Genomic DNA, 22,865 nt, shown 5'->3' with positions numbered 1-22,865 from the left:
TTTTTTAGGCTCGAATGGAATGCGTTGGTGCAAAATACCGTTATAATGGTCTAATACCCCACAAGTGAAGCGGGCCTCTGTAGGCCAATCGAGGTGATCCTGTGTATCAGAAAACGAAAGTGCAGCTCCGTACCCTCTTTCCCATCCTGTTCGGCACAGCTGTGTACGCCTTCGGCCTCTACTACTTCGTCATACCGAACGAGCTGATGGAAGGCGGCCTAACCGGGATCGCCCTCCTGCTCAACTATGCGCTCTCCATCCCTACGTCGATCTCGGCTCTCGTTCTCAACATTCCTTTGTTCTTCGTAGGCTGGCGGGCGTTCGGGGGCAGGGCCATGATCTATACCATAATCGGAACTCTATCGTTGATCGTATTCCTAAGGCTAATGGAGATCGCCATCCATCGCGGGTGGATCGTCCCCTTCCAATCGCAGCAGGATTACTTTCTGGCCACGTTGTATGCCGGGGTTACACTTGGGGCGGGGCTCGGCATCGTCCTACGATTCGGAGCGACTACAGGGGGAACCGACATTGTGGCGAGGCTCGTCTCGAAGAGACAAGGCTGGAGCATGGGGCAAGTGATTCTGCTCATCGATGCGATCGTCATCGGAAGCTCACTATTATACATACCTAAGGAGAAAGTACTGTACACGCTAGTTGCCGTGTTCATCGCTTCCAAGGTCATCGACTTCGTGACGGAAGGCGCTTATGCATCGAGGGCGTTCACGATTATTACGGACAAAGCGCCTCAAGTGGCGGAAGCGATCACCCGGGAGATGGATCGGGGGGTGACGCTGTTCGCCGCTCGAGGCGCCTATTCGCAGCAAGAGAAACAAGTCGTATACAGCGTTGTCGCCCGGCATGAAATGCGCACGCTGCAAACGCTCGTGAAGATGATCGATCCGCTCGCATTCATCGTCATTACCGATGTGCATGACGTATTAGGCGAAGGGTTCCGAATCGACCACTAGTTGGATTATTTCCTAAACTTGTCGTTCCGATCTTTGGGGCTTCGGCCGCCGACGATATTGCGCTCGATCTGAAAAATACGCCAGCCCGCAAACGCCAACACCATGACGATGATCGAGCCGAGAAACGCGATGCTCCAAACCGGATTCGACGGCTGCACGTAAGGGACGAACGCTTCCGCCTCCTTGCGCTGGAACAGCCGGTTCAGCTCTTCCTCCAGATGGCCGATGCCGCTCTTAATGTTGTTCATGTCCCACTTGGAAGCGTTCAATTGGGTATTCATAAAGGAGAATAGCGATTCCATCCGTTCTACCTCGGATGGGGTACGGCTGATAATGACGGATGGCTTGATCACCTTGTACAGCTCGGACAGGCCGGCGAGCTGCTTGAGCGACTCCTGCTGCTGGCCCGCTTCTACCGCATGCTGCACGGCATACACGTGCTCTTTCATCCCTTTGTAATATTGAAGCCACATCGGCTCTTGCTTATGGGTTAGCGCGTCGGTCGCGAGCCTGACGCGAGCCGCCGCCTGCTGCCCTTCCAGCTTGGAATAGGCGGCAGCCGCCAGCTCCCGCTTCGCGTCCACAATCGAGCCGGCCAGCGCCTGCACGCCCTCCACGCTTGCGATGCCGTCGAAGCGGATCCGCGTCACCTGGTCTCCCAGCTCGTTCAGCTTCGTGCGTGCCGTCTCCACATCCCCCTGCACGACCTTGGTGTACATCTCGTCCGCCGCGGCGTTCAATTGCTCCACTTGCTTCATCGCTCCCGGCTGGGCTTGCGCTTGTTCTTGGGCCGGTTTCCCCGCCTCCTTCGAGCAGGCGGCCGTCAACAGCGCGAGCAGCACCAGAGCTCCCAGTCCGGAAGTTCTCCATCTTCTTCTTACAAACATCGGGCATCCCCCTTCCTCGTGTGTGGGGATGCCCGACCGGATTGCTTGTCCTGCGCGACAGCCCCTTGCGTTACGCGAATTGCTTCACTAATTTAGCGTATGGGGGGTTGTCCATTTTTAGACCATCGATATACGATTGCGACTACAATTAGGCTGAATAAGCTGAGCGACAGGGTGAACGCTTCGATCGTCGCAAGATCGTCGCGCAGCACGCCGGGGAGCCACGGATAGATGTCGCGGTGGTAATCCAGGAAATCATTCGTGTACATCCATAGCGCGACAAGCAGAAAATGAATGAACTGCAACGCGAACAAGCCCACGAACAGCAGCGCTTCGATCGCCATCGCCAAGTGCGTCGTGACGAGCATCCAGTCTTGCCAGACGAGCACATCGCCCTGCACCGCTCCGGCGAAGATCATCGTGACGGCCCAGATGCCGTACTTGACGGATGTGATCATGCCGAATGCCACGATCAATCGCCCTACGAACGAGTTCCGATAGGCAGGCGGCAGCAAGAGCAGCAGCAGGGCGAGCGTGAAGCCCAAGGACGCCGTAGGACTGTCCGGTACGAACGGTAAGTACCAGAAGCTCATGTTCTCGTATGTATCCTTTAGCTGCTCCCCGTACCACAAATACCCGCCGATCGTACCGAGCAAATTGCAGATGAACAGCACGACGATCATGCTGCGGTGATACAAGAGGGCGCGAAGCCAAGCGATCCAACCTGTCAAAACGGAGAACCTCCCTTCTTTTGCCCCACAAAGTGATGTTTGCCTCTGGAGCTTATTCCCGGCGAAGCCCCCTCTGCGGGGACCCCAAATATGTAGCCCTACAATGTCTTAAAAAAACCTGACCGATACCGGCCAGGTTTTTTGTCACGTATTCCAGTTGCTATTCCTTCTTTTGCTTCGAGAGCCAAGTGACCATCTGATCGATTTCTGCGTCGGTCAGCCCTTTGCTCTTGTTAGCGTCATACTGAGCCGGCATGCCCGGAGGCTTCCCGTTTTTCACGATGCTCATAATCTCGTCCTTGCTATGCTTGTCACCAATCCCGCGAAGGGCCGGCATGCCGCTGACGCCTTTGAGGTCTTTGGCATGGCAAGATACGCAACTAGCTTTTTGATATACCGCATAGCCCGGGTCGTCTTGGGCTACGAGCGTTGCGCCTGCGGCCGGTTTCGGAGCCGCGCCGCCTCCGCCAGCACCCTTGGCGGCCTTCATCTCTTCTTCCCGCTTGATGTGCTCCGGGATGATGTTCTTGTCTTCCAGCTCATGCTGGTAATGCATCCACGATGCAACCGTCAAGTGAATGACGGCGATGAGCGACAGGAACATAATCGTCGAAGTCATCGGACGGCGGTAGAAGCGGCGCTGCTTGCCGGTATCCAGGAACGGAGCGAGCATCAACCCCCCGAACAGCAAGCCCGGCAAAATCAATGTACCGAAGACGACGTAGTCGCCGGAAGTATACGGATACTTGAGCAATTGATACATGAAGAGGAAATACCAGTCCGGCATCGGGATAAACGCCGTATTGAGCGGGTCGGCCGGGTATCCCAGCGGTGCGGGTTCCGCCATGACGAGCACGAGAATCCCGACGAGCACGACGGCGCCCACCATCCATTCCTTCAATAGGAAGTTCGGCACGAACGCTTCGGACTTTCCTGGATAAGCGGTGTAATCCCGAGGGATCAATTTCTCCGTCTTCTTTTGCACGCGGGAGTCTCCAACGTACACAATCTTTTCATCTGACTTATGACCGTGCGCCACGTATGGTGCCTCCTTTCTGATCAGTATGTTCTAGAGCGGACCTGAGATACCTTGCTTGCGGATCATGAAGAAGTGGCCGCCCAACAAGGCAAGCAGAGCTGCCGGCAAGAAGAACACATGGATCGCGAAGAACCGTGTCAACGTTTCCGCGCCTACGATTTCGCCGCCCTGCATCAAAGTCTTGATGTAATCTCCGATGAACGGAACGGATGCGGCGATCGAGATCCCTACCTTGGTCGCGAAGTATGCTTTGTTGTCCCAAGGCAGCAAGTATCCGGTAAAGCCAAGACCTAACATCACGAAGAAAATCAACATCCCTACGATCCAGTTCATTTCACGAGGCGCCTTGTAGGAACCCGTGAAGAACACGCGAAGCGTATGTAGGAACATCATGACGATTACGAGGCTCGCACCCCAGTGGTGCATCCCGCGGACGATAACGCCGAAGGCCACCTGGTGCTGCAAGTAATCGACGCTCGCGTAAGCGTTAATGATATCCGGCGTGTAGTACATGCTCAGGAACATCCCGGACAAAATCTGAATGACGACGATGAAAAACGTCAATCCGCCGAAGCAATAAACGAATGCGGAGAAGTGATGGGCCGGGTTTACGTGCTCCGGTACCTCATGGTCCGCTACGTCTCTCCACATTGGCGTGATATCCAGACGCTCGTCGATCCAGTTATACATATTTTTCAACATTTGATCGAACGCCTCCTTATTTCACAACATGCTGGTTCGGCTGCAGCTTGCCAAGGTACACAAAGCCGTTCTCAATCTTGACGAGGAATTCGTCGAGCGGCGCCGGCGCGACCGCCACGTTCTTGCCTTCCTTCGTATAATGCGCCTCGTGGCAAGGGCAAAAAAATTGGTTCGGGTATCTGGAATCGGCATTCCAGTTCACCGTACAACCCAAGTGCTTGCACGTCGGAGACAAGGCATAGATGCTGCCCTTATCGTCCTTCATGATCCAAGCTTCCACTTCCGCATCGCTCTCATACCAGCCGTCCACTTGATGCACGGTGAACTTATACGACTTGGGCTCGCTCGTAATTTTGCTCTCTTCCACTACCTTGACAAAAGCGCCTTCGCTCTTCGGCTTGAGCAGCGGGTCTACCGCAAAACGAACCATCGGAATGACCGGTCCTGCCATCAGGAATGCGCCTGTTCCGCCGAGGGTATAGGAGAGGAATTGACGACGCGACATTTCACGCCGTGTTCTTGGTTTCTCGGAATGGTTGTTGTCTTCATGCATGAGTCTTCTACCCCCTTTATCCAGTCGTATCACAGTCGCTTTTCGACATTACTTTCGCACGTTACACTAGGACATAACTATAATAGCTTACGTCATGTGGGGCGTCAAGAATGGATGGAACGCAAAACCAAGGGCAAGCGAAGCGTTCTGACATGTTGTTAACGAATTTGTCACATCTCGCCAAACCGCCTAATGCTATCGTTTGCAATTTCATTTCCATTAATACACGGGTATGGAGCAGAACCGCCTCAGACCGGGCCGGATTGATCCTGTGCGCCGGATTTCCATAGCGTGCGCACGCTCTCGTCCACCTTCGCCTTGAACGCTTCACTATTGAGGGCTCGTCCATCCTCGCCTTGCGGACTCAGCACGAGATCCGCATGCGGGAGCGGCGACGGCACCGCATCCGGCCGACCGGTCATGACGATGACATAGCGGAACCCGGCCTGCTTCAGACGCGCGCACACCCGGTCGATCGCCTCTGCTCGGGGTGCATCATAATCGACATAATGCAGAGCGGGGTATGTAACGGTGCGCCCTTTGTACGGCACCTCCACGAATTCCAACAGGCTTCGCAGAAATTCGAGCTCCTGGGTCGCTTCCCACGGTTCCTCCGAGCCGTCCAGGCCGGTCACCGGCAGCAGGCAAGTGTCGAGATAGGGCTGGAGCTTGAACCATTCCTTGCGGTCGATATCGCTAAACTTCACTAGATTTCACCTCAAGGGATATTATAGCAAAAAAACAAAAAACCTCACACCTTCGCGTGAGGCTTGTCGCTAGCGTTAGCCGATCGTTCTAGTTCAGCAGCTTCAATTCCCGAGTCAGGTCCAAAAACTTCGCTTCGTCTCCATGGGCGAGTGCTTCGTCGATCTCCCGATAGAGTGTCTGCCTTTTATGCTTTTTGACAGCATCGTCCAATATCATTTCTGCAAAAAGGCCAAGCATGGCTGCATAGCCGGAAACGTCCATTTTTTCCATAAGACATACCTCCCACCATAAGGCACGAAGTGCCTTCGCCTTCAGGATGTGTGTTCGTCAAGCCTGCCTGTATTCTCTTCCCTTAAGAATGTAGCTTTCCATCGTCCGTCTCATCCGTTCCAAGTCATGCTCGTTCAATTCCCGAACCACTTTGGCCGGTGTACCCAGAGATAGCGTGTAGGGCGGAATCGTGGTGTTTTCCGTCACGAGCGAACCGGCACCTACTAAAGCATATTCACCGATGTTGGCACCGTTTAGTACAATCGCCCCCATTCCTATTAATGTGCCTCTGCCTATCGTGCACCCGTGGATGATCGCTCCGTGGCCGACCGATACTTCTTCTCCTACTAGGAGCGGCTGGTTCGTGTTCACATGTCCGATGCAGCCGTCCTGAATGTTAGACCGGGCTCCAATTCGAACCGGTGCCAAATCTCCGCGAAGTACCGCGTTGTACCAGATGGAGCAGTCTTCGCCCATCGCGATATCGCCGATAAGTTGTACGCCTGCTGCCGTAAATACCGTCGGATGAAGCTGGGGTTGAAACTGCTTATATGGGTGCAGCATAGAATCACTCCGTTCATGAATAGGGTTGGTTTGAGGAGTGATTCTAGCAAGGGAACGGCGGATTGTCAATCGGCAGCGCGATCTTGTCCTCGTCCGGAACATAGGTGCCGGTGACGACGCCGCTTCCGAGCTTCGTCATGCGAACGACCGCGCCCGCCTGCTCGTCCTGGCCGATGCGCAGCAGCCCGAGATGCATCATCATCGGCAAAATGCGCTCCTGGAAAATCGCTTCCGACGTATCGTAGTAGAACGGCCGGATAAGCGGACACAGCACCTTCGAGAGCGAATCGGCGCGAATCCAGTCCCGGGCGAGCTGCTCGACCCAATAGACGATCGATTGCAGATTCGGGATCGGGTTCTTGTACAGCTTGAACCAGAACCGGTACGCCTGGGTCAGCTCTTCTCGGCGCCCCTCGAGCACGGACAGCTTGCCTCGGTCGGTCAGGACGAGCGCCGTCTCCTGCTCTTCGATCAGCCCTTGATAGTAGCAGTAGTCGTAGAGGAGCGAGAACCGGTTCGGCAAGTCCTTGAACCGCCGCCCGTAGCCGAACCGCCAGACCGCCTTCGGCGGCTCCTCGGGGACGGACAGCCGGTCGAGAATTTGCTGCAGCGGCCGCTTGTAGATCGAGCCGTCCGCCGTGAGCGGAACTTCATTATGGTAGATGTGATGCAGGAAATGATAGATGTCGTCGACGAACAATCCCTGCTCGTCCCGATAGACAGCCGGCTCGTCCTCGTAGGTCAGCTCGCTGCGGAATTGCTTGGCCATCGTCTCCGTGAAGCGGCGCTTCATATCCGACGGGAATTGGAACAAGTACCGCGTCTGCTGCGAATAGCCGTTGAACAGCCAGCCGCTGCGCTTGAACTTGGTGATCATCTCCCGCGGATTCCATGGCTCCGGGGGAGGCGGCGCGGCTTTGGCCTTCTTGCCGTTCGACCTCTTCGCAGGCACAGGGACGGTCACGGCTGTTGCCGATGCCGGTGCCGGTGCCGGGGTCAAGCCGGCCGCCGCGCCATACGGACTCACCGAAGTGAAGTTCGATAGTCGGGCCCGGGCGATCAGCTCTTCCAGGCTGAACAAATCACGGGTGTCGAAGGCGATGGAGTTCAGGAACCGGATGTCCTCCAAGCTCAGCTTCGTCAGCTGCTGCTCGAACACATCTCTCCGGTTCACCTTGGACAGAATCGATTGGATCAGCTCGTTCTTGGAATGACCGTTGCAATCACAGCCGTACGTATCGGCAATGCTGCTTAACTGCTGAATATCGGCATAACACAGCATATCCGCCAGATTCATAGAAGGCCTCCTACTAAGCAAGCTTATTCTAGAATCCAGTATCGGTATATTTCAGGAAAATAAACGTCTCGGGCGCGGAGGAACGAAAAAAACTCCGGGCCGCCGCCCGGAGGAATCGATTCGCTAGGATTCCTTATTCATAGAAGCGAGATACGCTTCCTTCGCCAAAATGTACATCGCGCTGCTCCAGCCGAGCGGCGTATTCGGGTTCGGCCGGGACGTCTTGCTGTAATAAAGCTCCGGCCATACGCCCGGCTCCAGCATGACCTCTTCCGCCCGCCGGATGTACTCGGCCGCCCGTTCCCGGTTGCCCAGGGTCAGGTGGCACAGCGCGAGCCAGGGCAAACCGAATGTCCATTCCGCTTCCGTCCGGTAGTAGAAACTGAGCGGCTGGTTCCGGCCGTGTTCCGCCTCCAGCGTGCTGTAATAGCTGTCGCCGGCGTAGCGGATCACTCCCCGCTCGCGAAGCAGCGAATGCTCTACGCGAGCTACGATCGTCTCCGCCAGGAGTCCGTCCAGCAGACGGTACGGGTATATAAGGCTCAGCTGGGCGAGATCGACCGGCCGGTCCTCGCTCTCCTGCGGGAAGAGCCGGAGTACTGTGCGCAGCCCCGCCTGGATAAGCGAATCCGGCACTTCCAGGTGCGGCTGAAGCTTGCGCAGTCCGGCCACGCACGCTCCGACCGAGGAAGCGTGAACCGCGCGGCCTTCCTCCCACATGCCGTTGTCCGGGTCGTTCCAATACTCCACGTTGTCCAAATACCGAATCAGCTTCTGGACGATCTCACTGTCCTTACGGTCGCGCAGCATCCGCTTGCCGACATCCAGCCCGGCCCCAATACCGAACAGCAGTGCACCCGTCATGTCGTGCTGCACATGGCCCCAGTCCTGATCGTGAATCTCGGCCACGTCGTCCGCCGTGTAGCGCGCGTGCACGTATTCCCATTCCCATACCGGTTTCTCCCGGCACAAAATATCCAGCTTCCATTCCAGGCTCCGGAACAGATCCAGCATGCGGGCGTAAGCCCGCTCGTACTCGGTCCCCGGTTTGTTCAAATACGGCCATGACATGTAGATGCTGTCTCGCAGCCAGACGTACGAATAATGCTCCGAAGGGCTTGCGATGTACAAGCCGTGAGGCAATCGCAACCGGTCCAGCACTTGATAGCTAGGTATCAGCATGGTACGTACCTCCTCGCTATATCATGTGCGAGAAGCGTCCATTTGGTTACGACTCCGCCAAATGCTCCGTGCAGTTATACAGGGAGCAGCGCCACTTGCCGTCCGGTTCCACGTGAACGATACTGAGCGCCGTGTTGGTCAGCAGCCCGGGCGGCATCTCATCGAGCGTGCCGTTCAACAATGTGCCGATGAAGGCCCCATGGCTCATGACGAGCACATTCGCTCCGCGTTCCCCGTGTTCCTCGGCCAGCTCGTCCAGGCAGCGCTTGCCGCGGGCGAACAGCGCGGCGTCCGACTCCACCCCGTGATCGAGCGCCTTCCAGCCGTCACCCCAGCGGGCGATCCGCTCCTCTAGCGTCGTGCCGTCGAGACGGCCGTGCGTCCGTTCGCGAAGCCGCACATCGGTGCGGATGCGTGCTAGGCCGAGCTCGTCCGCTATGATCGCAGCCGTCTCGTACGCCCGGCGCAGGTCGCTGCTCACGATCTCGCCCCATGCTTCGCCCTTGAGCCGCTTGGCCAGCCGGGCCGCTTGCCGGCGGCCTTCCTCGTTCAGTTCAATATCGTTCTGCCCCTGCAGCCGGCCGGATGCGTTCCAATCCGTGCTGCCGTGGCGTATCAAGCCCCATTTCATCCGAATGCCCCCTTGAGCTAAGTAATTGGCGAATTGTGTTCAATCGCGGAGCAATAAAAGAAGCCCCTCGACGAGCGAGAGGCTCCGGTTCCGATGGTTCATGCTTTCGTCCGCGACAGCCAATTCATGATGAGCAGTGTGCTCGTCAAGCCCAGCATCGACAGGACGGTCAAGTAATCCGGGTACGTACGGATCGGCCCCATCCGGATCATGGACGGCTCCTTGATGCTCGCCGTCGCCACCGAGACGGCCATCTGCTTCGAGCGAGCCGATTCCTTATCGGATGTTCCGCCCGTCGCGAGCGCCACCGGCTTCAGCCCGTAGATGCTCTCGGCCGGACCTGCCTCCTTCCCGAACGAGGGGCTGAACACGGCGAGCATAAATCCGACCAGGAACACCGCCATGCAGAACGCGATCGCGAGCGACACGTTTCGCCGCATCGGGCTGGAGATGGAGTAGATTCGGTCCGCAACGGGAAGCCGCCATTTCTCGCCCGCGTAGATGCGCTGCATCACTTGCGACGACATGGGCTCGTATTGGGGAGGCCGCTCCATCGTACCTACGGTGTCCTTGATCAACTGCGTGCTCTCCTGCCAGATCATGAATTCCTCCCGGCAAGCTTCGCAGGACTCCAAGTGAGCCTCGATCGCTTGCCGCCGCTCATCTTCTTCCGCCATATCCCAATATTCCGCCAGGTTCTCTTGTAAGTCCGCGCACTTCATCGTTGATTCATCCCTTCGTACTCTCTGAACATCGGCTCGACCAAATACGGCTCCAGCTGCGTCTTCACGCTTGCCCGGGCCCGGAACAACAGCGACTTGACCGAGCTCACGGTCTGATCCAATATATTCGCGATCTCCTGGTAATCCAGCTGATCGTATTCACGCAAAATAAGGGCCGATCGTTGCTTCTCCGGCAAATTGTTGATGGCGTTGCGCACCATCGTCACCCGTTCGTTGCGGAGCATCGCCTGCTCCGGAGTCGACTCCAGGGAAGCGACCGGCACGAGTCCGCTCTCCTCGAACGAGACATGGACCGCCTTCTGCCTGCGGAGCTCGCTCAGCACGGTGTTGCGGGCGATCGTATAGAGCCACGTTTGGAACGAAGCTTCTACCTCCCGGAACGAATGAAGACTGCGGTACGCTTTGAAGAACGTTTCCGAGCACAAGTCCTCCGCCACCAGCTCCATCTTGGACGTCTTCAGCATATGATAAATAAACGCCATAATTTTTCGTTCATAACGACGCATGAGTTCCTCATATAGCTGTACGTTGCCGTCCTTAATTTCCCGGATTAACTGGGAATCGGTCATTGCAAGAGGCCTCCTTGCCGTTCCGAAAACGTCTCCCAGTCAGTCTGTCTATTAATACAGACATGGGAGCAAAAAGTTGCGCGCCGAAACAAAAAAAGCGTAAACGAGCGCTAACGAGCGAAATCAGGTACTAGTACCCAACACATTCTGTATATGAACGGAAAATTCCTGCTTTTTTCGACAAAATTGTGAACGGTACATGCCGATTCCCCGCCTTTAGACCTCGGCGCACCTTATCTAACCATAGCCCACCGAAGCCGAAATGTAAATATTGGAATGCATGTAAAATCAATTAAAACAATATTTGCCGAATGACAAAAAAAGACCACCGGCATCCCGGTGGTTGCACAAAGTGCTAGTATTCGGATAGGAGTGGAGAGAAACCATACTGTACTTTTATTATAGTGTATCCGTTTTCATTTTGTCAACGATTTTTTGTAAACGGTTTCTTGAGAGTTCTTCAGTTTTCACTTTCCTCCACTTTGGCTTGCTTGTTCAAGACGTTCGCGATTTTGGATAAGGACCCTACGCTTGAAAAGACGTTTACTGCTTCGGTCGGAACGAACAGGGTTGTGGCCTGGCCTTTTGAAATTTCCCCCAGTGCCTCTAGAGATTTGTAGCTGAGAAACTGGGGGTCCATCTCTGCGCTTTTGATTTTATCGATTCTGATTTTCTCAGCCTCCGCTATAGTTTCAATTTTAAGCCGATCTGCCCCCGCGATTATTTTGATCGCCGCGCCCTTCCCCTTAGCATCCAATTCCTGAGATAATTGATTGCCTTCCGCTATTCGAATATTGGACTCTTTCTGCCCCTCTGCCTGCAGGATCATAGCTTGCTTGGCGCCTTCTGCCCGTAAAATCTCGGCCTGTTTCTCCCCATCCGCACGCAGGACAGCGGCTTGCCGTTCCCCCTCCGCCTGCAATATATTAGCCCGCTTCTCCCGCTCGGCTTTCATCTGCTTCTCCATGGCGTGGTGAATTTCGAGTGGAGGATGGATATCGATGATCTCTACTCGTTCGATGCTTACCCCCCACTTACCGGTCGCGGCTTCCAAGGAATGCCTGAGGTATAAGCTAATTCTCTCGCGGCCGGCCAGCGTTTCATCCAGCTCCATATTCCCGACCACTTGCCGAATGTTCGCGGCCGTGATGTTTTGAATGCCTTTTACAAAATCATTAATACTGTAGGTGGCCGCCATCGCATCGTGAACGAAATAGAAGAAAACCGTGTCGATCTTGATCTGAACATTATCTTTCGTAATCACCATTTGGGACGGAACATCCGCTTGGTGAATCCGTAAATCATGCAGTTTCCTTACTCGATCCACAAACGGAATAATGAGGTGGAATCCTGGGTTCAAAACGCGGAGGTATTTGCCTAATCGTTCAATCACCGCCACTTTTTGCTGCGGGATAATCCGGACGGAGTTAATTATGGTGAACACAATAAGCGCACAAAGCGCTAGCAGCGCAATGATCCCTAAAATCCACAAAAACGTCATCATCTTTTCTGCCTCCTTGTTTATTTCACATGGTTCGCAATATTCAAGACAAATTTGCTCAATGCCTCTTTACTCATAAAAGGCGCCAAGCTCGCCATGAGATTCGGATCCAGCTGCCTTGCATCCATCCCTGAAATCAAGGCCAGAATGCGTTCTTTGCTTAGAAAGGGGGCTAAACTGATGATGCGGCTTGCAGATATGCTTCCCGTCCCAACTTTGCTTGCCAACCCATCAAAAGCTTCCTGACTGATATAGGGAGCCAACTCCCCGACCACATCCCAATTCAGGCTGGTTTCATCGAGCTGCAGCACCAACCGCTCCACTTGCTCTGGAGTTAGGAATGATGCAAATCCCATCAGTTGAGGAAAGCTTACTTTTTCCGGTATGGCTCGATCCAGAAGCTGATTCAAACAACGGTTGCTTATATAGGGAGCCAGATTAAGAATCCCCTTCCATTTCCATTCATCATCCGGGATTTGCAATACTAAGGCATCCAGAGCTTCCGTTCCGAGGAAAGGTGCCAGGCTTTCCAACATATCCAGATGAATGTGGGTATGGCTGACGCTCTCCGTCACTTGATGAAGCGTGCTCGCTTTGACCAATGGAGCCAATTCGATCAGATCTCCCATATAAATCTGTCCGAGGTTGATCATCTCGGCAACTTGATTCGGCTTATTCTCCGCAATTCGCTCCACCATTTCGCCAAAGGGTTGTTGCGAAGGCCTTGCGGTTTGCCCGCCGTTCAAAAGGGTGTCTGTAGTCGTATCAAAATACTGAGCCAGAACCACAATTGTCCCTATATCCGGAAGCGAGTCTCCGCGCTCCCACTTCGATACGGCTTGATGGCTTACGTTTAATTGATCGGCGAGCTCCATTTGGGTCATATCCCTGTCTTTTCGCAGCTTCGAGATATAGCCCCCGATTTTTTTTAGATCAAGCAACTTCATTCCCCCCTCAATGGAACCGATTACAGTGCGCGCTGTTGGGATTAGAATAGCATATATATTTACAAGATCCCATCAAGTGTTAGTTGAATAAAACCGGCCGGATCATTCTACTGCCGGTTGAATCCAATAAAAAACAAGCCTAGGAGGGTCTCCTGGCTTGCTTCTAAGGAAATTGCTATAACCGGACTTCGTAGCCGTGGCTTTTCAAGACGGCGAGCGCCGCGTCCATCTCCGTTTCGTTGCGGAACGACAGGCGCAGTACCCCTGGCACGTCGGCACGGCTCTCGATGATGTGCATGTTGCTCAGATTAATGCGATGATTGCCCAGCAGCGAGGCGATCTGACCGATAATGCCCGGATGGTCCGGGACATCTACGTAGACATCGTAGATCGACGTTAAAATGCCTTTGCGGCGCTCCGGCAGCTGGCTGCGGAATTGGGCCGCGCGCCGGAACTGCTCCTCGATGCCCGTTCCGTCTTCCTCCATCAGCAGCGCCTGGAAGCGGCGGATCCCCGCGTTCCAGTCCTTGAGCAGGTCCAGCAGCACCTCGCGATTGTTCATGAGGATCGCCCGCCACATGTCAGGGTTGCCGGAAGCGATCCGCGTCAGATCGCGAAACCCGCCTGCCGCTAAGCTCTCGTAGAGCGGATTCGACTCGTTGTACGTCGCGATCTGATTCACAAGCGCTACCGCAATAATATGCGGCAGGTGGCTGACCGCGCCCGCGATCCGGTCGTGCTGGACCGCATCCACGCGCACGATCTGCGCCTTCGTGTGCCGCAGCAGCGAGGCGAGCTCCTCGTATGCCGATTCCGGCGTCACCTCGCTCGGCGTAAGCACGTAGAAGGCGTTCTCGTATAGATGCGAGCTCGCGGCTTCGACGCCCGAGCGTTCGGATCCCGCCATCGGGTGGCCGCCGATGAAATGCACGTCGGCGCGCGCGAGCTTGTCCGCGCAGGCCGCGATGGAAGCTTTCGTGCTGCCGACGTCGCTGATGATGCACCCCGGCTTCAGCCGGAATTCCAGCATGCGCTGCAAGTAGGTCTCCAGCACGTCAACCGGCACGCAGAGGAAGATGAAGTCCGCTTGCTCGGCCGCCTCTTCCATAGAGGTGGTCGCGTAGTCCACGACGCCGCGCTTCAGGAATTTGTCCGCTTCCGCGGGGTCGTTCGTATGGCCGATGACAGTCAGCCCGGGCTTGCCCTTGAAGCAGAGCGCCAGCGAACCGCCCATCAGCCCAACGCCAAAGATGGCGATCGTCTTCATTCGATTCACTCTTTACTAGTTGATTAAGCCTGAACGGCTACTTCTCCCAGCACCGCTTCCAGCGCTTGGATAAATTTCTCGTTCTGCTCGCGGCTGCCTACGGTTACGCGGAGCTTCGTCGGGAAATCCAGGTTGTGGCCGCCGCGCACGATGAGTCCGCGCCGCAGCAGCGCTTCGAACGCCGGCTTCGCCGGACGCTGAATATCGACCATCACGAAGTTGCCGTGCGCCGGATAATACGACAGGCCGAGTCGGTCGAACTCGCCGGTCAAGTACCGGATGCCTTGGGCATTCTTCTCCACGCAATCGGCGATGAACGCATCGTCCTCCAGCGCGGCCAGAGCCGCCGCTTGCGCATAGCGCGTCGTGTTGAACGGCTCGCGCACTTGGTTGATCGTGTGCACCACGTCGGGGTGCCCGATGCCGTAGCCGATGCGCAGGGAAGCGAGGCCATAGATCTTCGAGAACGTGCGAAGCAGGATGACGTTCTTGTATTGGCGAATGAGGGCGAAGCCGTCCGGATAATCGCCGGCCACGGTGTATTCCGCATAAGCTTCGTCGAGCACGACGAGCACGTCAGCCGGGACTTGGGCCAGGAAGCTGGAAAGTTCATCGTGGGTCACCATCGTGCCGGTCGGATTGTTCGGGTTGCACACCCAAATGATCTTCGTCCGTTCGGTAACGCGAGCGAGCATCCCGTTCAAGTCGTGCGTCCCGTCGATCAGCGGCACTTCGATGCACACTGCGTTCTCGATCTCGGCATTGTGCTTGTACTGCGGGAACGTATGCGTCGCCATGATCGTCTCGTCCCCCGGCACGAGGTAGGCGCGGGCGATCATCAGGATAATCTCGTCGGAGCCGGCGCCGAAGATGACTTGGTTCGGCTCGACCCCGAAGCGGCGCGCCACGGCCGCAGTCAGAGCCACGGCCCCGCCGTCCGGGTACAGGCTCGTGTGGTCCAGCTCGGCGATGATCGCTTCCTTCGCTTTCGGCGAGCAGCCGAACGGGTTCTCGTTGGACGCGAGCTTGATGACTTCCTTGAGCCCGAGCTCGCGCTTCACCTCTTCGATCGGCTTGCCGGGCTGGTAGACCGGAAGATGGACGATATTTTGTTTCGGTTTCATACCCTTACAGTCACCTCATCTTGGTTTCTCTATCTCTTCCCTATTGGCGAAAGGTTTGAAGTCCTTAATGCCCTCATAGCGGAGTGAAAGGAAGCAATAAAGAACCCGTAAAGTTTACGGGCCTCCTTTGAAAAGGTGTCGTATCCTTCTAATAAGTTCAAAAAGGACACCTTTTCAAGAGAGGCTGGAGGGTCTTTATGCTTCCGGAATGAATGCTAAGAGGTAAATGATTTCAACCTGCTCGCCAATTAACCTTTTAATTGTCTCACAAATTCGCGAATTTGCAAGAGACCTTGCTCGCGAGTGGCCGTATTCTCCAAGAGCGGGATCGCTTCCTCGACCGAGCGCACGATCGCGCTGCCGACTACGACGCCGTCGCACGTCTTCGAGAACTGCTCGACCTGCTGCCGATTCTGGATCCCGAAGCCAACCGCGATCGGCAACGTAGTCGACCGCTTCACCGTCATCAGGAAATCGTCGATGCCGGAGAAAAACTCCGACCGGACACCGGTGACGCCGAGCGAGGAGACGCAGTAGACGAAGCCTTGGGCATTCGCGGCGATCTTCTCGATCCGCGCCTCGGACGTCGGTGCCACAAGCGGGATAAGATGGATGCCGTATTGGACCGCAAGCTTACGGACCGCGCCGTCTTCTTCGATCGGCAAGTCGGGAATGATCATGCCGCTAATGTCGTTCTCCTTCAGCAGCTCGAAAAATCGTTCGAGACCGAGACGAAGCACGGGATTGTAGTAAGTGAATAGGATGAACGGCAATCGGCTGCCCCGTTCCCGCGCCTGGCGGGCGGCGCCGATTACATCCAGAATCGTAATCTTGTGCCGGAGCGCCCGCTCCGACGCACGCTGAATGACCGGACCGTCGGCCAGCGGATCCGAGTAAGGCACGCCTAGCTCGACGATATCGGCGCCAGCAGCCTCCAGCTCGGCCAGGATAGCGAGCGATGTCTCCGGATCCGGATCGCCGATCGTGATGAACGGGATGAGAGCGGTGCGGTTCTGCTCGCGGAGCTCCGCGAACTTCGCATCAATGCGATTCATGCGTGGCACCTCCCAAGTAAGACATGATCGACTCGACGTCCTTGTCGCCGCGTCCGGACAAGTTGACGACAACGATCTGATCCTTGCTCATCGTAGGAGCGAGCTTGGTCACATGGGCGATCGCATGCGCACTTTCAAGCGCCGGGATGACGCCTTCGGTCCGGCTGAGCAGCTGCAGCGCCTCGAGCGCCTCCGCGTCCGTCACCGGCACATATTCGGCGCGGCCGCTGTCCTTCAAATACGAATGCTCCGGTCCGATCCCCGGATAATCGAGTCCCGCCGAAATCGAATGCGCAGGGAGCACTTGGCCGAACTCATCCTGCAGCACGTAGCTGTACGAGCCTTGGAACACCCCATGGCTGCCCTTCGTCATCGTGGCCGCGTGCTCCTCCGTGTCGACGCCGCGTCCGGCCGCTTCCACACCGATGAGGCGAACGTCCGTGTCCGGCACGAACGGATAGAACATCCCGATCGCGTTGCTGCCTCCGCCGACGCAGGCGATGACCGCATCGGGTAGACGCCCTTCCTTCTCCAAAATCTGCTTGCGCGTCTCGTCGCCGATAATGCGCTGGAAATCCCGCACCATCATCGGGTACGGATGCGGTCCGGTCGCCGAACCGAGGATGTAATACGTATCATGGACGTTGCTGACCCAGTAGCGCAGCGTCTCGTTGCAAGCGTCCTTGAGCGTGCGCGTCCCCGACAGGACCGGAATGACTTCCGCTCCTAGCAGCTTCATGCGGAACACGTTCAACTGCTGGCGCTTCGTGTCCTCCTCGCCCATGAACACTTTGCATTCGAGCCCGAGCAGCGCCGCGACGGTAGCCGAAGCTACGCCGTGTTGACCGGCTCCGGTCTCGGCGATCACTTTCGTCTTGCCCATCTTTTTGGCGAGCACGGCTTGTCCGATCGTATTGTTGATTTTATGAGCGCCCGTATGGTTAAGGTCTTCCCGCTTCAAATAAATTTTGGCGCCCCCCAGCTGAGCGGTCAGCCGCTCGGCATAATACAGGCGGGACGGGCGTCCCGTATATTCGTTTAACAAGTATTGAACCTGTTGGATATAATCCGGATCCTTGGAATAGTGCAAATACGCTTGCTCCAGCTCGTGCAGAGCGTTCATCAGCGTCTCGGGCACGTACTTGCCCCCGAACACCCCGAACCGCCCATGCTCATCGGGAACTTGATGCATGCTGTTTCACCCTTTCAACGAAAGCCGTTATTTTCGATACGTCTTTAACTCCATCCGTCTCCACACCGCTCGATACATCGACCCCGTCCGGGGCATAGCTGCCGAGCAGCTCGCCGACATTGTCGGCCTGCAGGCCGCCGGCGACGAGCAGCGGGATGTTCGCCTGCCGAGCCCATTCCAGATATGCCGGAATCCGGTCCCAAGCGAACGTCTTCCCCGAGCCCCCGCCGACCACCGGCTCGAACGTGTCGAGCAGCAGCATATCGATGCTGCCGGCATATGGCTCGAGCGTCTCCCCGAGCGGCCGATTAGAGGCCTCGCTCCCAATAGAAACGACCTTGATGACGTCGACGCCGAACGTCGCCCGCACCCAGCGGCACAGCTCGGCTGACTCGCTCCCGTGCAGTTGAACGGTGTCGAGCGGAGCCTCGCGCAGCACGGCCGCCAACTCCTCCGGCGTCGGATTCATGAAGACGCCGACCGCGCGCGGCACCACACTGCCATGCTCGCGCATAGATCGAATCAGCTCGCCTGCTTGAGCGGCGCTCACTTGCCGGCGGCTCTTCGCGAACATGAACCCGATATAGTCGATCGGCAAATGCAGAATTGATTTTAGGACTTGAACGTCCTTAAGTCCACATATTTTGACAAGCGCCCCGCGCTGAGCTGCCGTCATATCATTGGGCTCCTTGCGGATGCTTGCTCGCGCCGGCGGCTCCCATCAGGCCGTTCACCGCGGCGCCGATGTCGGGCTGGCGCATGAAGCTCTCGCCAACCAGCACGGCGTGCGCCCCGATGGACCCAAGATAGCCGATCTCCCCCGCAGCGGAAATGCCGCTCTCGCTGACGATCGTCCGGTCGGACGGAATGCGCGCGATCAGCTCCTCGGTCGTCTTCAAGTCGGTGACGAACGTCTTCAAATTCCGGTTGTTGATCCCGATCAGCGTCGCCTTCTCCTCCAGCTCCAGCACCCGATCCAGCTCCTCTTGATCGTGCACCTCGACGAGCACGTCGAGTCCGATCGAGCGGGCGGTCTTCAGGAAATCGTTCATCTCGCCGGACGTCAAGATGGCGGCGATGAGCAGAATCGCATCCGCTCCGATCAGCCGAGCCTCGTAGATCTGTAAAGCATCGATCGTGAAATCCTTCCGCAAAATCGGCACGCGCACCGCTTCCCGCACCGCGCTCAGGTAATCGTTTGAGCCTTGGAAATACTCAACATCCGTCAAGACTGAGATGCAGTCGGTTCCCGCTTCCTCATAGGCGCGGGCAATCTGGACCGGATCGAAGTCGGCGCGGATCAACCCTTTGGACGGCGATGCCTTCTTCACTTCGGCGATTAAGCCCATCGGCCGGTTGCGGCGCTCGGCCAGCGCCCGCTCGAAGCCCAGGCAGGCCGGCAGCCCGGCGATACTCTTCTCGGCGGCTGCTATGTTCAGCGAGTCATTCAACAATTCGACTTCCCGCTTCTTGGTAGCGACGATTCGATCAAGAAACATGGCTGAGCTCTCCCGTATAGTCAACTAATTGCTCCAGCTTCGCCAAGGCGCGGCCGGAGTCGATCGTAGATGCTGCTAATTGTACACCGTCCCGGAGCGTAGGGCAATGGCCGCTCACGTAGAAGCAAGCTCCCGCGTTCGCCAGAACAATGTCCCGGCAAGCTCCCTGTGCGCCTTGGAATACGGCACGAATCATCGCGGCGTTGTGCAGCGCGTCACCGCCTACCACTTCCTGAATCGGATACGTGCCGAGCCCCAGCTCTTCCGGCGTAATGTCGTACGTCAGGAGGTCGCCGTCCTTCAGCTCCGTAATTTTGGAAGGCGCGGAGATGCTGATCTCGTCGAGCCCGTCATAGCTCGCCACGACGAGGCCGCGCTTCAGCCCGAGCGAGCGCAGCACGCTGGCGATGAGCTCGGTCTTGCTCCGATCGAAGAGGCCGAGCAGCTGCCGGTCGGCGCCGGCTGGGTTCGTGAGCGGCCCGAGCAGGTTGAAGATCGTACGCACCCCGATCTCCTTGCGCGGCCCGGCCGCATATTTCATCGACTGATGGTACGTCTGGGCGAACATGAAGCAGATGCCGACCTCGTCCAGGCACCGCGCCGCCTGCTCGCTGTTGAGCTGGATCGAGACGCCTAGCGCCTCCAGCACGTCCGCGCTGCCGCTCTTGCTCGACATCGCCCGGTTGCCGTGCTTCGCCACGCGAATGCCGCCCGCCGCCGCGACGAGCGCGGCGGTCGTCGAGATGTTGAAGGTGTCGGCGCCGTCGCCGCCCGTCCCGCACGTATCGAGCAGGTTGTTCCGCTCCGTACGCACTTCGCTCGCCATCGAACGCATCGTCTCGGCGAAGCCGGTAATCTCGTCCGCGGTCTCCCCCTTCATCCGCATCGCGGTGATCAGGCTGCCGATCTGCGCCGGCGTCGCCGCGCCTCCCATAATGTCGCCCATCACCTGGCGCGCTTCCTCCCGCTCCAAGTTCCCGCCGCCTACGATACGGCCGATCGCTTGTTGAATCGTCATCGATTGAGTCATCCCCGTTTCCTCCCCATGAATAAGGTGCAGCCCCGCTCAATAATAATCCTGATTCGTCACGCCGGTCGCGACGGGCGTCTTCGGCGAGACTCCAAAGATCGCCTCCGCCATGAGGATCGACCGCAGCATGCCCATCGCCTTGTTGACGGTCTCCTGATACTCCGACTCCGGAACGGAATCCCAGACGATACCCGCCCCGGTGCCGACATACGCTTTTCCGTCCTTGAACACAATCGTCCGAATCGTGATGCACGTATCGAGATTGCCGGAGAAGCCTAGGTAGCCGATTGCTCCGGCATACGTCCCGCGCGCTTCCTCCTCCAGCTCGGCGATGATCTCCATCGCTCTCAGCTTCGGAGCCCCGGAGACCGTGCCGGCCGGCAAGCAGGAGATGAAGGCATCAAAGAAATCTTTGTCCTGGCGCAGCTGTCCGGATACGTTCGAGACGATGTGCATGACGTGCGAATAGCGCTCGATCTGCATATACGAATCGCACTTTACGGTGCCGAATTCCGCTACGCGTCCGATATCGTTGCGGCCCAGGTCGACGAGCATCAAGTGCTCGGCCCGTTCCTTCTCGTCCGCGAGCAGCTCGCGCTCCAGGGCCAGATCCTCCTCCTGCGTCTTGCCCCGCGGCCGGGTGCCGGCGATCGGTCTCGTCTCGACCCGACCCTTGTCAACCTTCACTAACGCCTCCGGCGACGTACCCACGATCACTTCATCGTCCATTTTCAAATAATACATATAAGGCGAAGGATTCATCGTCCGAAGGACGCGGTACACATGGAGCGGAGAAATGTCCGTTTCGATATGGAACCGCTGCGAGAGCACGACTTGGAATATATCGCCCGCGCGAATGTATTCCTTGGCCCGGATCACATTATCGATGTACTTTTCCTTCGTCATGTTCGAATGGATGCGGCCCATGTCAACTTCCGCGGGGATGGCATTTTGCGGAGCGGACAAAGGCGGTACCGGCTGCTGCAGCCGCTCGATGGTGGCGTCGATCTTCCGGCAAGTGGTCTCGTAAGCGGCACGGATGTCCGAGTCCGTCGCATGCTCCCGGATGTGCACATTGGCGATGACCTGAATGCGCTGCTTGAAATGGTCGAATACGATTACCTGATCGCAAAACATGAACTGCATGTCGTCCATCTGCAGATCGTCCGTCCGGTGCGCAGGGACGTTCTCGTAATACTGCAGCAAGTCGTAGCCGAAAAACCCGATCGCTCCACCAGTGAAGGGAGGCAGATCGTCCAGCGACGGGCTGGAGTAAGACCGGAGCAGTCCCTTTAGCGTCTCGAGCGGCTTGTCGTGCACCGTCTTGCGTACGCCGTCATGCTCGATCTCAAAATCCCCGTCTTTGCCGCGCACGATGAGGAACGGATCCGTCCCGAGGAACGAATATCGCGCCCACTTGGCGCCGCCCTCTACGCTCTCCAACAGAAACGCCCGCTTCTCTTGATGCAGGTGCTGGAAGACGCGGATCGGCGTCTCGGTATCGGCCATCATGTTGCGCACCACCGGGATCAGGTTGTACGTGTCGGCCAGGCGGACGACTTCTTGCACGCTAGGGGAAAACATGGGCATCGCTCCTTTTTGAGACCCCCACAAAGTGACGTATGCCTTCGGAGTGTATTCCATGGCAGAGCCTCTTTGTGGGGACCCCTGAATTAATAAACAAAAAAACCTCTACGCGTCGGTAGAGGCTCGTTCTTAGCAGATTATGTTAGAAGTAAGGGCATCCGCAATCGGTCCTATCAAGCAACTTCGTCCATCATGCCGAAACCATAAGGGTTCAACACGAAAGGAAAGCTCAACGCATCCAGGCACATGTACATGCCGGACTCGGGACTTCGATTTACAGGTCAACCTCGATTGCCTGGCGGCAATCCAAGGGGTCTCTTGCGCTCTTCTCATCTAAACTAAACTCTGCTCTACTAGGCTCTACTCGGCTCTTACTTGCTACTAACTATACACTAAGCGGAAAAAGACCGTCAACCCTTATTTCCTGTATGAGACCGCCGATTATCCTTTGGATTGAACCAAATCCGGGCGCAGCTTCTGGGCGTCGTTCAAATAAATATGGCGGATATCCGCTTGCCCTTTGTTCGTGTTAATCAGCACCATCAGCCGGATGCAGCGCGGCAGTCCGTTCGGCACGGAAATCTCGAGCGAGCACATGAGCGGCACGAGCTCCCAGCCCTGCATTTGCCGAATCGCGCGCGCCGGGAACGCAGCATCCAGATCCGCCGTCACCGTCACGAAGACGCTGGCGATATCTTCAGGACGAACCTCGTTGTGGGCTACGATCTCGTTCAGCAGCTCGATCGTGGCGTCCAAAATTTCGTTCTCGTCGTTGCGCTCAACCGTAATCGCACCCCGTATTCCCCTTACCATCAT

General features: G+C 56.8%; 25 protein-coding genes. 1 reads left to right on the top strand and 24 read right to left on the bottom strand.

Annotation, left to right across the window (positions count from 1 at the left end; all coding sequences use genetic code 11):
* The first annotated feature begins 101 nt into the window (after positions 1-101).
* Positions 102-971, top strand: a complete 870-nt coding sequence (locus ACI5FR_RS23090) for a YitT family protein (protein ID WP_405458737.1) — start codon at positions 102-104, stop codon at positions 969-971.
* A gap of 5 nt (positions 972-976) precedes the next feature.
* On the opposite strand, the gene ACI5FR_RS23085 is transcribed toward ACI5FR_RS23090, so the two are convergent.
* From ACI5FR_RS23085 to aroH, 24 genes are all read right to left on the bottom strand, one after another.
* Positions 977-1,858: a sporulation protein YpjB gene (locus tag ACI5FR_RS23085; protein WP_405458736.1), complete on the bottom strand. Its 882-nt coding sequence runs from the start codon at positions 1,856-1,858 to the stop codon at positions 977-979.
* A 92-nt stretch (positions 1,859-1,950) separates the two neighbouring features.
* Positions 1,951-2,589, bottom strand: a complete 639-nt coding sequence (locus ACI5FR_RS23080; RefSeq protein ID WP_405458734.1) for a DUF1405 domain-containing protein — start codon at positions 2,587-2,589, stop codon at positions 1,951-1,953.
* Positions 2,590-2,749: 160 nt separating this feature from the next.
* On the bottom strand, positions 2,750-3,628 hold the full coding sequence (locus ACI5FR_RS23075; RefSeq protein ID WP_405458733.1) for a c-type cytochrome: 879 nt from the start codon (positions 3,626-3,628) through the stop codon (positions 2,750-2,752).
* A 30-nt stretch (positions 3,629-3,658) separates the two neighbouring features.
* Positions 3,659-4,330 carry a menaquinol-cytochrome c reductase cytochrome b subunit gene (gene qcrB / locus ACI5FR_RS23070; RefSeq protein ID WP_405458731.1) on the bottom strand — a complete coding sequence of 224 codons (672 nt, stop codon included), beginning with the start codon at positions 4,328-4,330 and terminating at the stop codon, positions 3,659-3,661.
* 16 nt (positions 4,331-4,346) lie between these two features.
* The gene (locus ACI5FR_RS23065; RefSeq protein ID WP_405458729.1) at positions 4,347-4,883 is read right to left on the bottom strand and encodes a Rieske (2Fe-2S) protein; all 537 of its coding nucleotides are present in this window, start codon (positions 4,881-4,883) and stop codon (positions 4,347-4,349) included.
* Positions 4,884-5,131: 248 nt separating this feature from the next.
* The gene (locus tag ACI5FR_RS23060; protein WP_405458727.1) at positions 5,132-5,590 is read right to left on the bottom strand and encodes a DUF2487 family protein; all 459 of its coding nucleotides are present in this window, start codon (positions 5,588-5,590) and stop codon (positions 5,132-5,134) included.
* 88 nt (positions 5,591-5,678) lie between these two features.
* A complete protein-coding gene (locus tag ACI5FR_RS23055; protein ID WP_405458725.1) occupies positions 5,679-5,861 on the bottom strand; it encodes an IDEAL domain-containing protein in 183 nt (60 codons plus the stop codon).
* 57 nt (positions 5,862-5,918) lie between these two features.
* Positions 5,919-6,425 carry a gamma carbonic anhydrase family protein gene (locus ACI5FR_RS23050; RefSeq protein ID WP_405458723.1) on the bottom strand — a complete coding sequence of 169 codons (507 nt, stop codon included), beginning with the start codon at positions 6,423-6,425 and terminating at the stop codon, positions 5,919-5,921.
* 43 nt (positions 6,426-6,468) lie between these two features.
* The gene (locus ACI5FR_RS23045) at positions 6,469-7,722 is read right to left on the bottom strand and encodes a hypothetical protein (protein ID WP_405458721.1); all 1,254 of its coding nucleotides are present in this window, start codon (positions 7,720-7,722) and stop codon (positions 6,469-6,471) included.
* Positions 7,723-7,845: 123 nt separating this feature from the next.
* Complete coding sequence (locus ACI5FR_RS23040; RefSeq protein WP_405458716.1) at positions 7,846-8,904, bottom strand: glycoside hydrolase family 15 protein; 1,059 nt, start codon at positions 8,902-8,904, stop codon at positions 7,846-7,848.
* 46 nt (positions 8,905-8,950) lie between these two features.
* A complete protein-coding gene (locus ACI5FR_RS23035; RefSeq protein ID WP_405458714.1) occupies positions 8,951-9,535 on the bottom strand; it encodes a histidine phosphatase family protein in 585 nt (194 codons plus the stop codon).
* 98 nt (positions 9,536-9,633) lie between these two features.
* Positions 9,634-10,257, bottom strand: coding sequence for an anti-sigma factor family protein (locus ACI5FR_RS23030; protein WP_405458712.1), 624 nt, complete (start codon positions 10,255-10,257; stop codon positions 9,634-9,636).
* Positions 10,254-10,847 (bottom strand): RNA polymerase sigma factor, encoded by a 594-nt coding sequence (locus ACI5FR_RS23025; protein ID WP_405458709.1) that lies wholly within the window; start codon positions 10,845-10,847, stop codon positions 10,254-10,256. The genes ACI5FR_RS23030 and ACI5FR_RS23025 overlap by 4 nt, the downstream gene beginning before the upstream one ends.
* A 460-nt stretch (positions 10,848-11,307) precedes the next feature.
* Positions 11,308-12,351 carry an SPFH domain-containing protein gene (locus ACI5FR_RS23020; protein ID WP_405458707.1) on the bottom strand — a complete coding sequence of 348 codons (1,044 nt, stop codon included), beginning with the start codon at positions 12,349-12,351 and terminating at the stop codon, positions 11,308-11,310.
* 17 nt (positions 12,352-12,368) lie between these two features.
* Complete coding sequence (locus ACI5FR_RS23015; RefSeq protein WP_405458704.1) at positions 12,369-13,289, bottom strand: helix-turn-helix domain-containing protein; 921 nt, start codon at positions 13,287-13,289, stop codon at positions 12,369-12,371.
* A 181-nt stretch (positions 13,290-13,470) separates the two neighbouring features.
* Complete coding sequence (locus ACI5FR_RS23010) at positions 13,471-14,562, bottom strand: prephenate dehydrogenase (RefSeq protein WP_405458702.1); 1,092 nt, start codon at positions 14,560-14,562, stop codon at positions 13,471-13,473.
* Positions 14,563-14,585: 23 nt separating this feature from the next.
* Positions 14,586-15,686 carry a histidinol-phosphate transaminase gene (gene hisC / locus ACI5FR_RS23005; RefSeq protein WP_405458701.1) on the bottom strand — a complete coding sequence of 367 codons (1,101 nt, stop codon included), beginning with the start codon at positions 15,684-15,686 and terminating at the stop codon, positions 14,586-14,588.
* Positions 15,687-15,934: 248 nt separating this feature from the next.
* Complete coding sequence (gene trpA / locus ACI5FR_RS23000) at positions 15,935-16,741, bottom strand: tryptophan synthase subunit alpha (RefSeq protein ID WP_405458699.1); 807 nt, start codon at positions 16,739-16,741, stop codon at positions 15,935-15,937.
* Positions 16,728-17,933 (bottom strand): tryptophan synthase subunit beta, encoded by a 1,206-nt coding sequence (gene trpB / locus ACI5FR_RS22995; RefSeq protein ID WP_405458697.1) that lies wholly within the window; start codon positions 17,931-17,933, stop codon positions 16,728-16,730. The genes trpA and trpB overlap by 14 nt, the downstream gene beginning before the upstream one ends.
* Positions 17,914-18,609: a phosphoribosylanthranilate isomerase gene (locus tag ACI5FR_RS22990; protein WP_405458695.1), complete on the bottom strand. Its 696-nt coding sequence runs from the start codon at positions 18,607-18,609 to the stop codon at positions 17,914-17,916. Before ACI5FR_RS22990 ends, trpB begins: the two co-directional genes overlap by 20 nt.
* A 1-nt stretch (position 18,610) precedes the next feature.
* The gene (gene trpC / locus ACI5FR_RS22985) at positions 18,611-19,432 is read right to left on the bottom strand and encodes an indole-3-glycerol phosphate synthase TrpC (protein ID WP_405458694.1); all 822 of its coding nucleotides are present in this window, start codon (positions 19,430-19,432) and stop codon (positions 18,611-18,613) included.
* Entirely contained in the window at positions 19,422-20,462 is a 1,041-nt protein-coding gene (gene trpD / locus ACI5FR_RS22980; protein ID WP_405458692.1) for an anthranilate phosphoribosyltransferase, read from the bottom strand. Before trpD ends, trpC begins: the two co-directional genes overlap by 11 nt.
* Positions 20,463-20,498: 36 nt before the next feature.
* A complete protein-coding gene (gene trpE, locus ACI5FR_RS22975; protein WP_405458690.1) occupies positions 20,499-22,046 on the bottom strand; it encodes an anthranilate synthase component I in 1,548 nt (515 codons plus the stop codon).
* A 444-nt stretch (positions 22,047-22,490) separates the two neighbouring features.
* Positions 22,491-22,865 (bottom strand): chorismate mutase, encoded by a 375-nt coding sequence (gene aroH / locus ACI5FR_RS22970; protein ID WP_405458688.1) that lies wholly within the window; start codon positions 22,863-22,865, stop codon positions 22,491-22,493.

It is taken from the genome of Paenibacillus sp. HJGM_3, assembly GCF_045062745.1.
GTDB lineage: Bacteria > Bacillota > Bacilli > Paenibacillales > NBRC-103111 > Paenibacillus_AA.
This window is presented reverse-complemented; position numbering and strand designations above follow the sequence as displayed.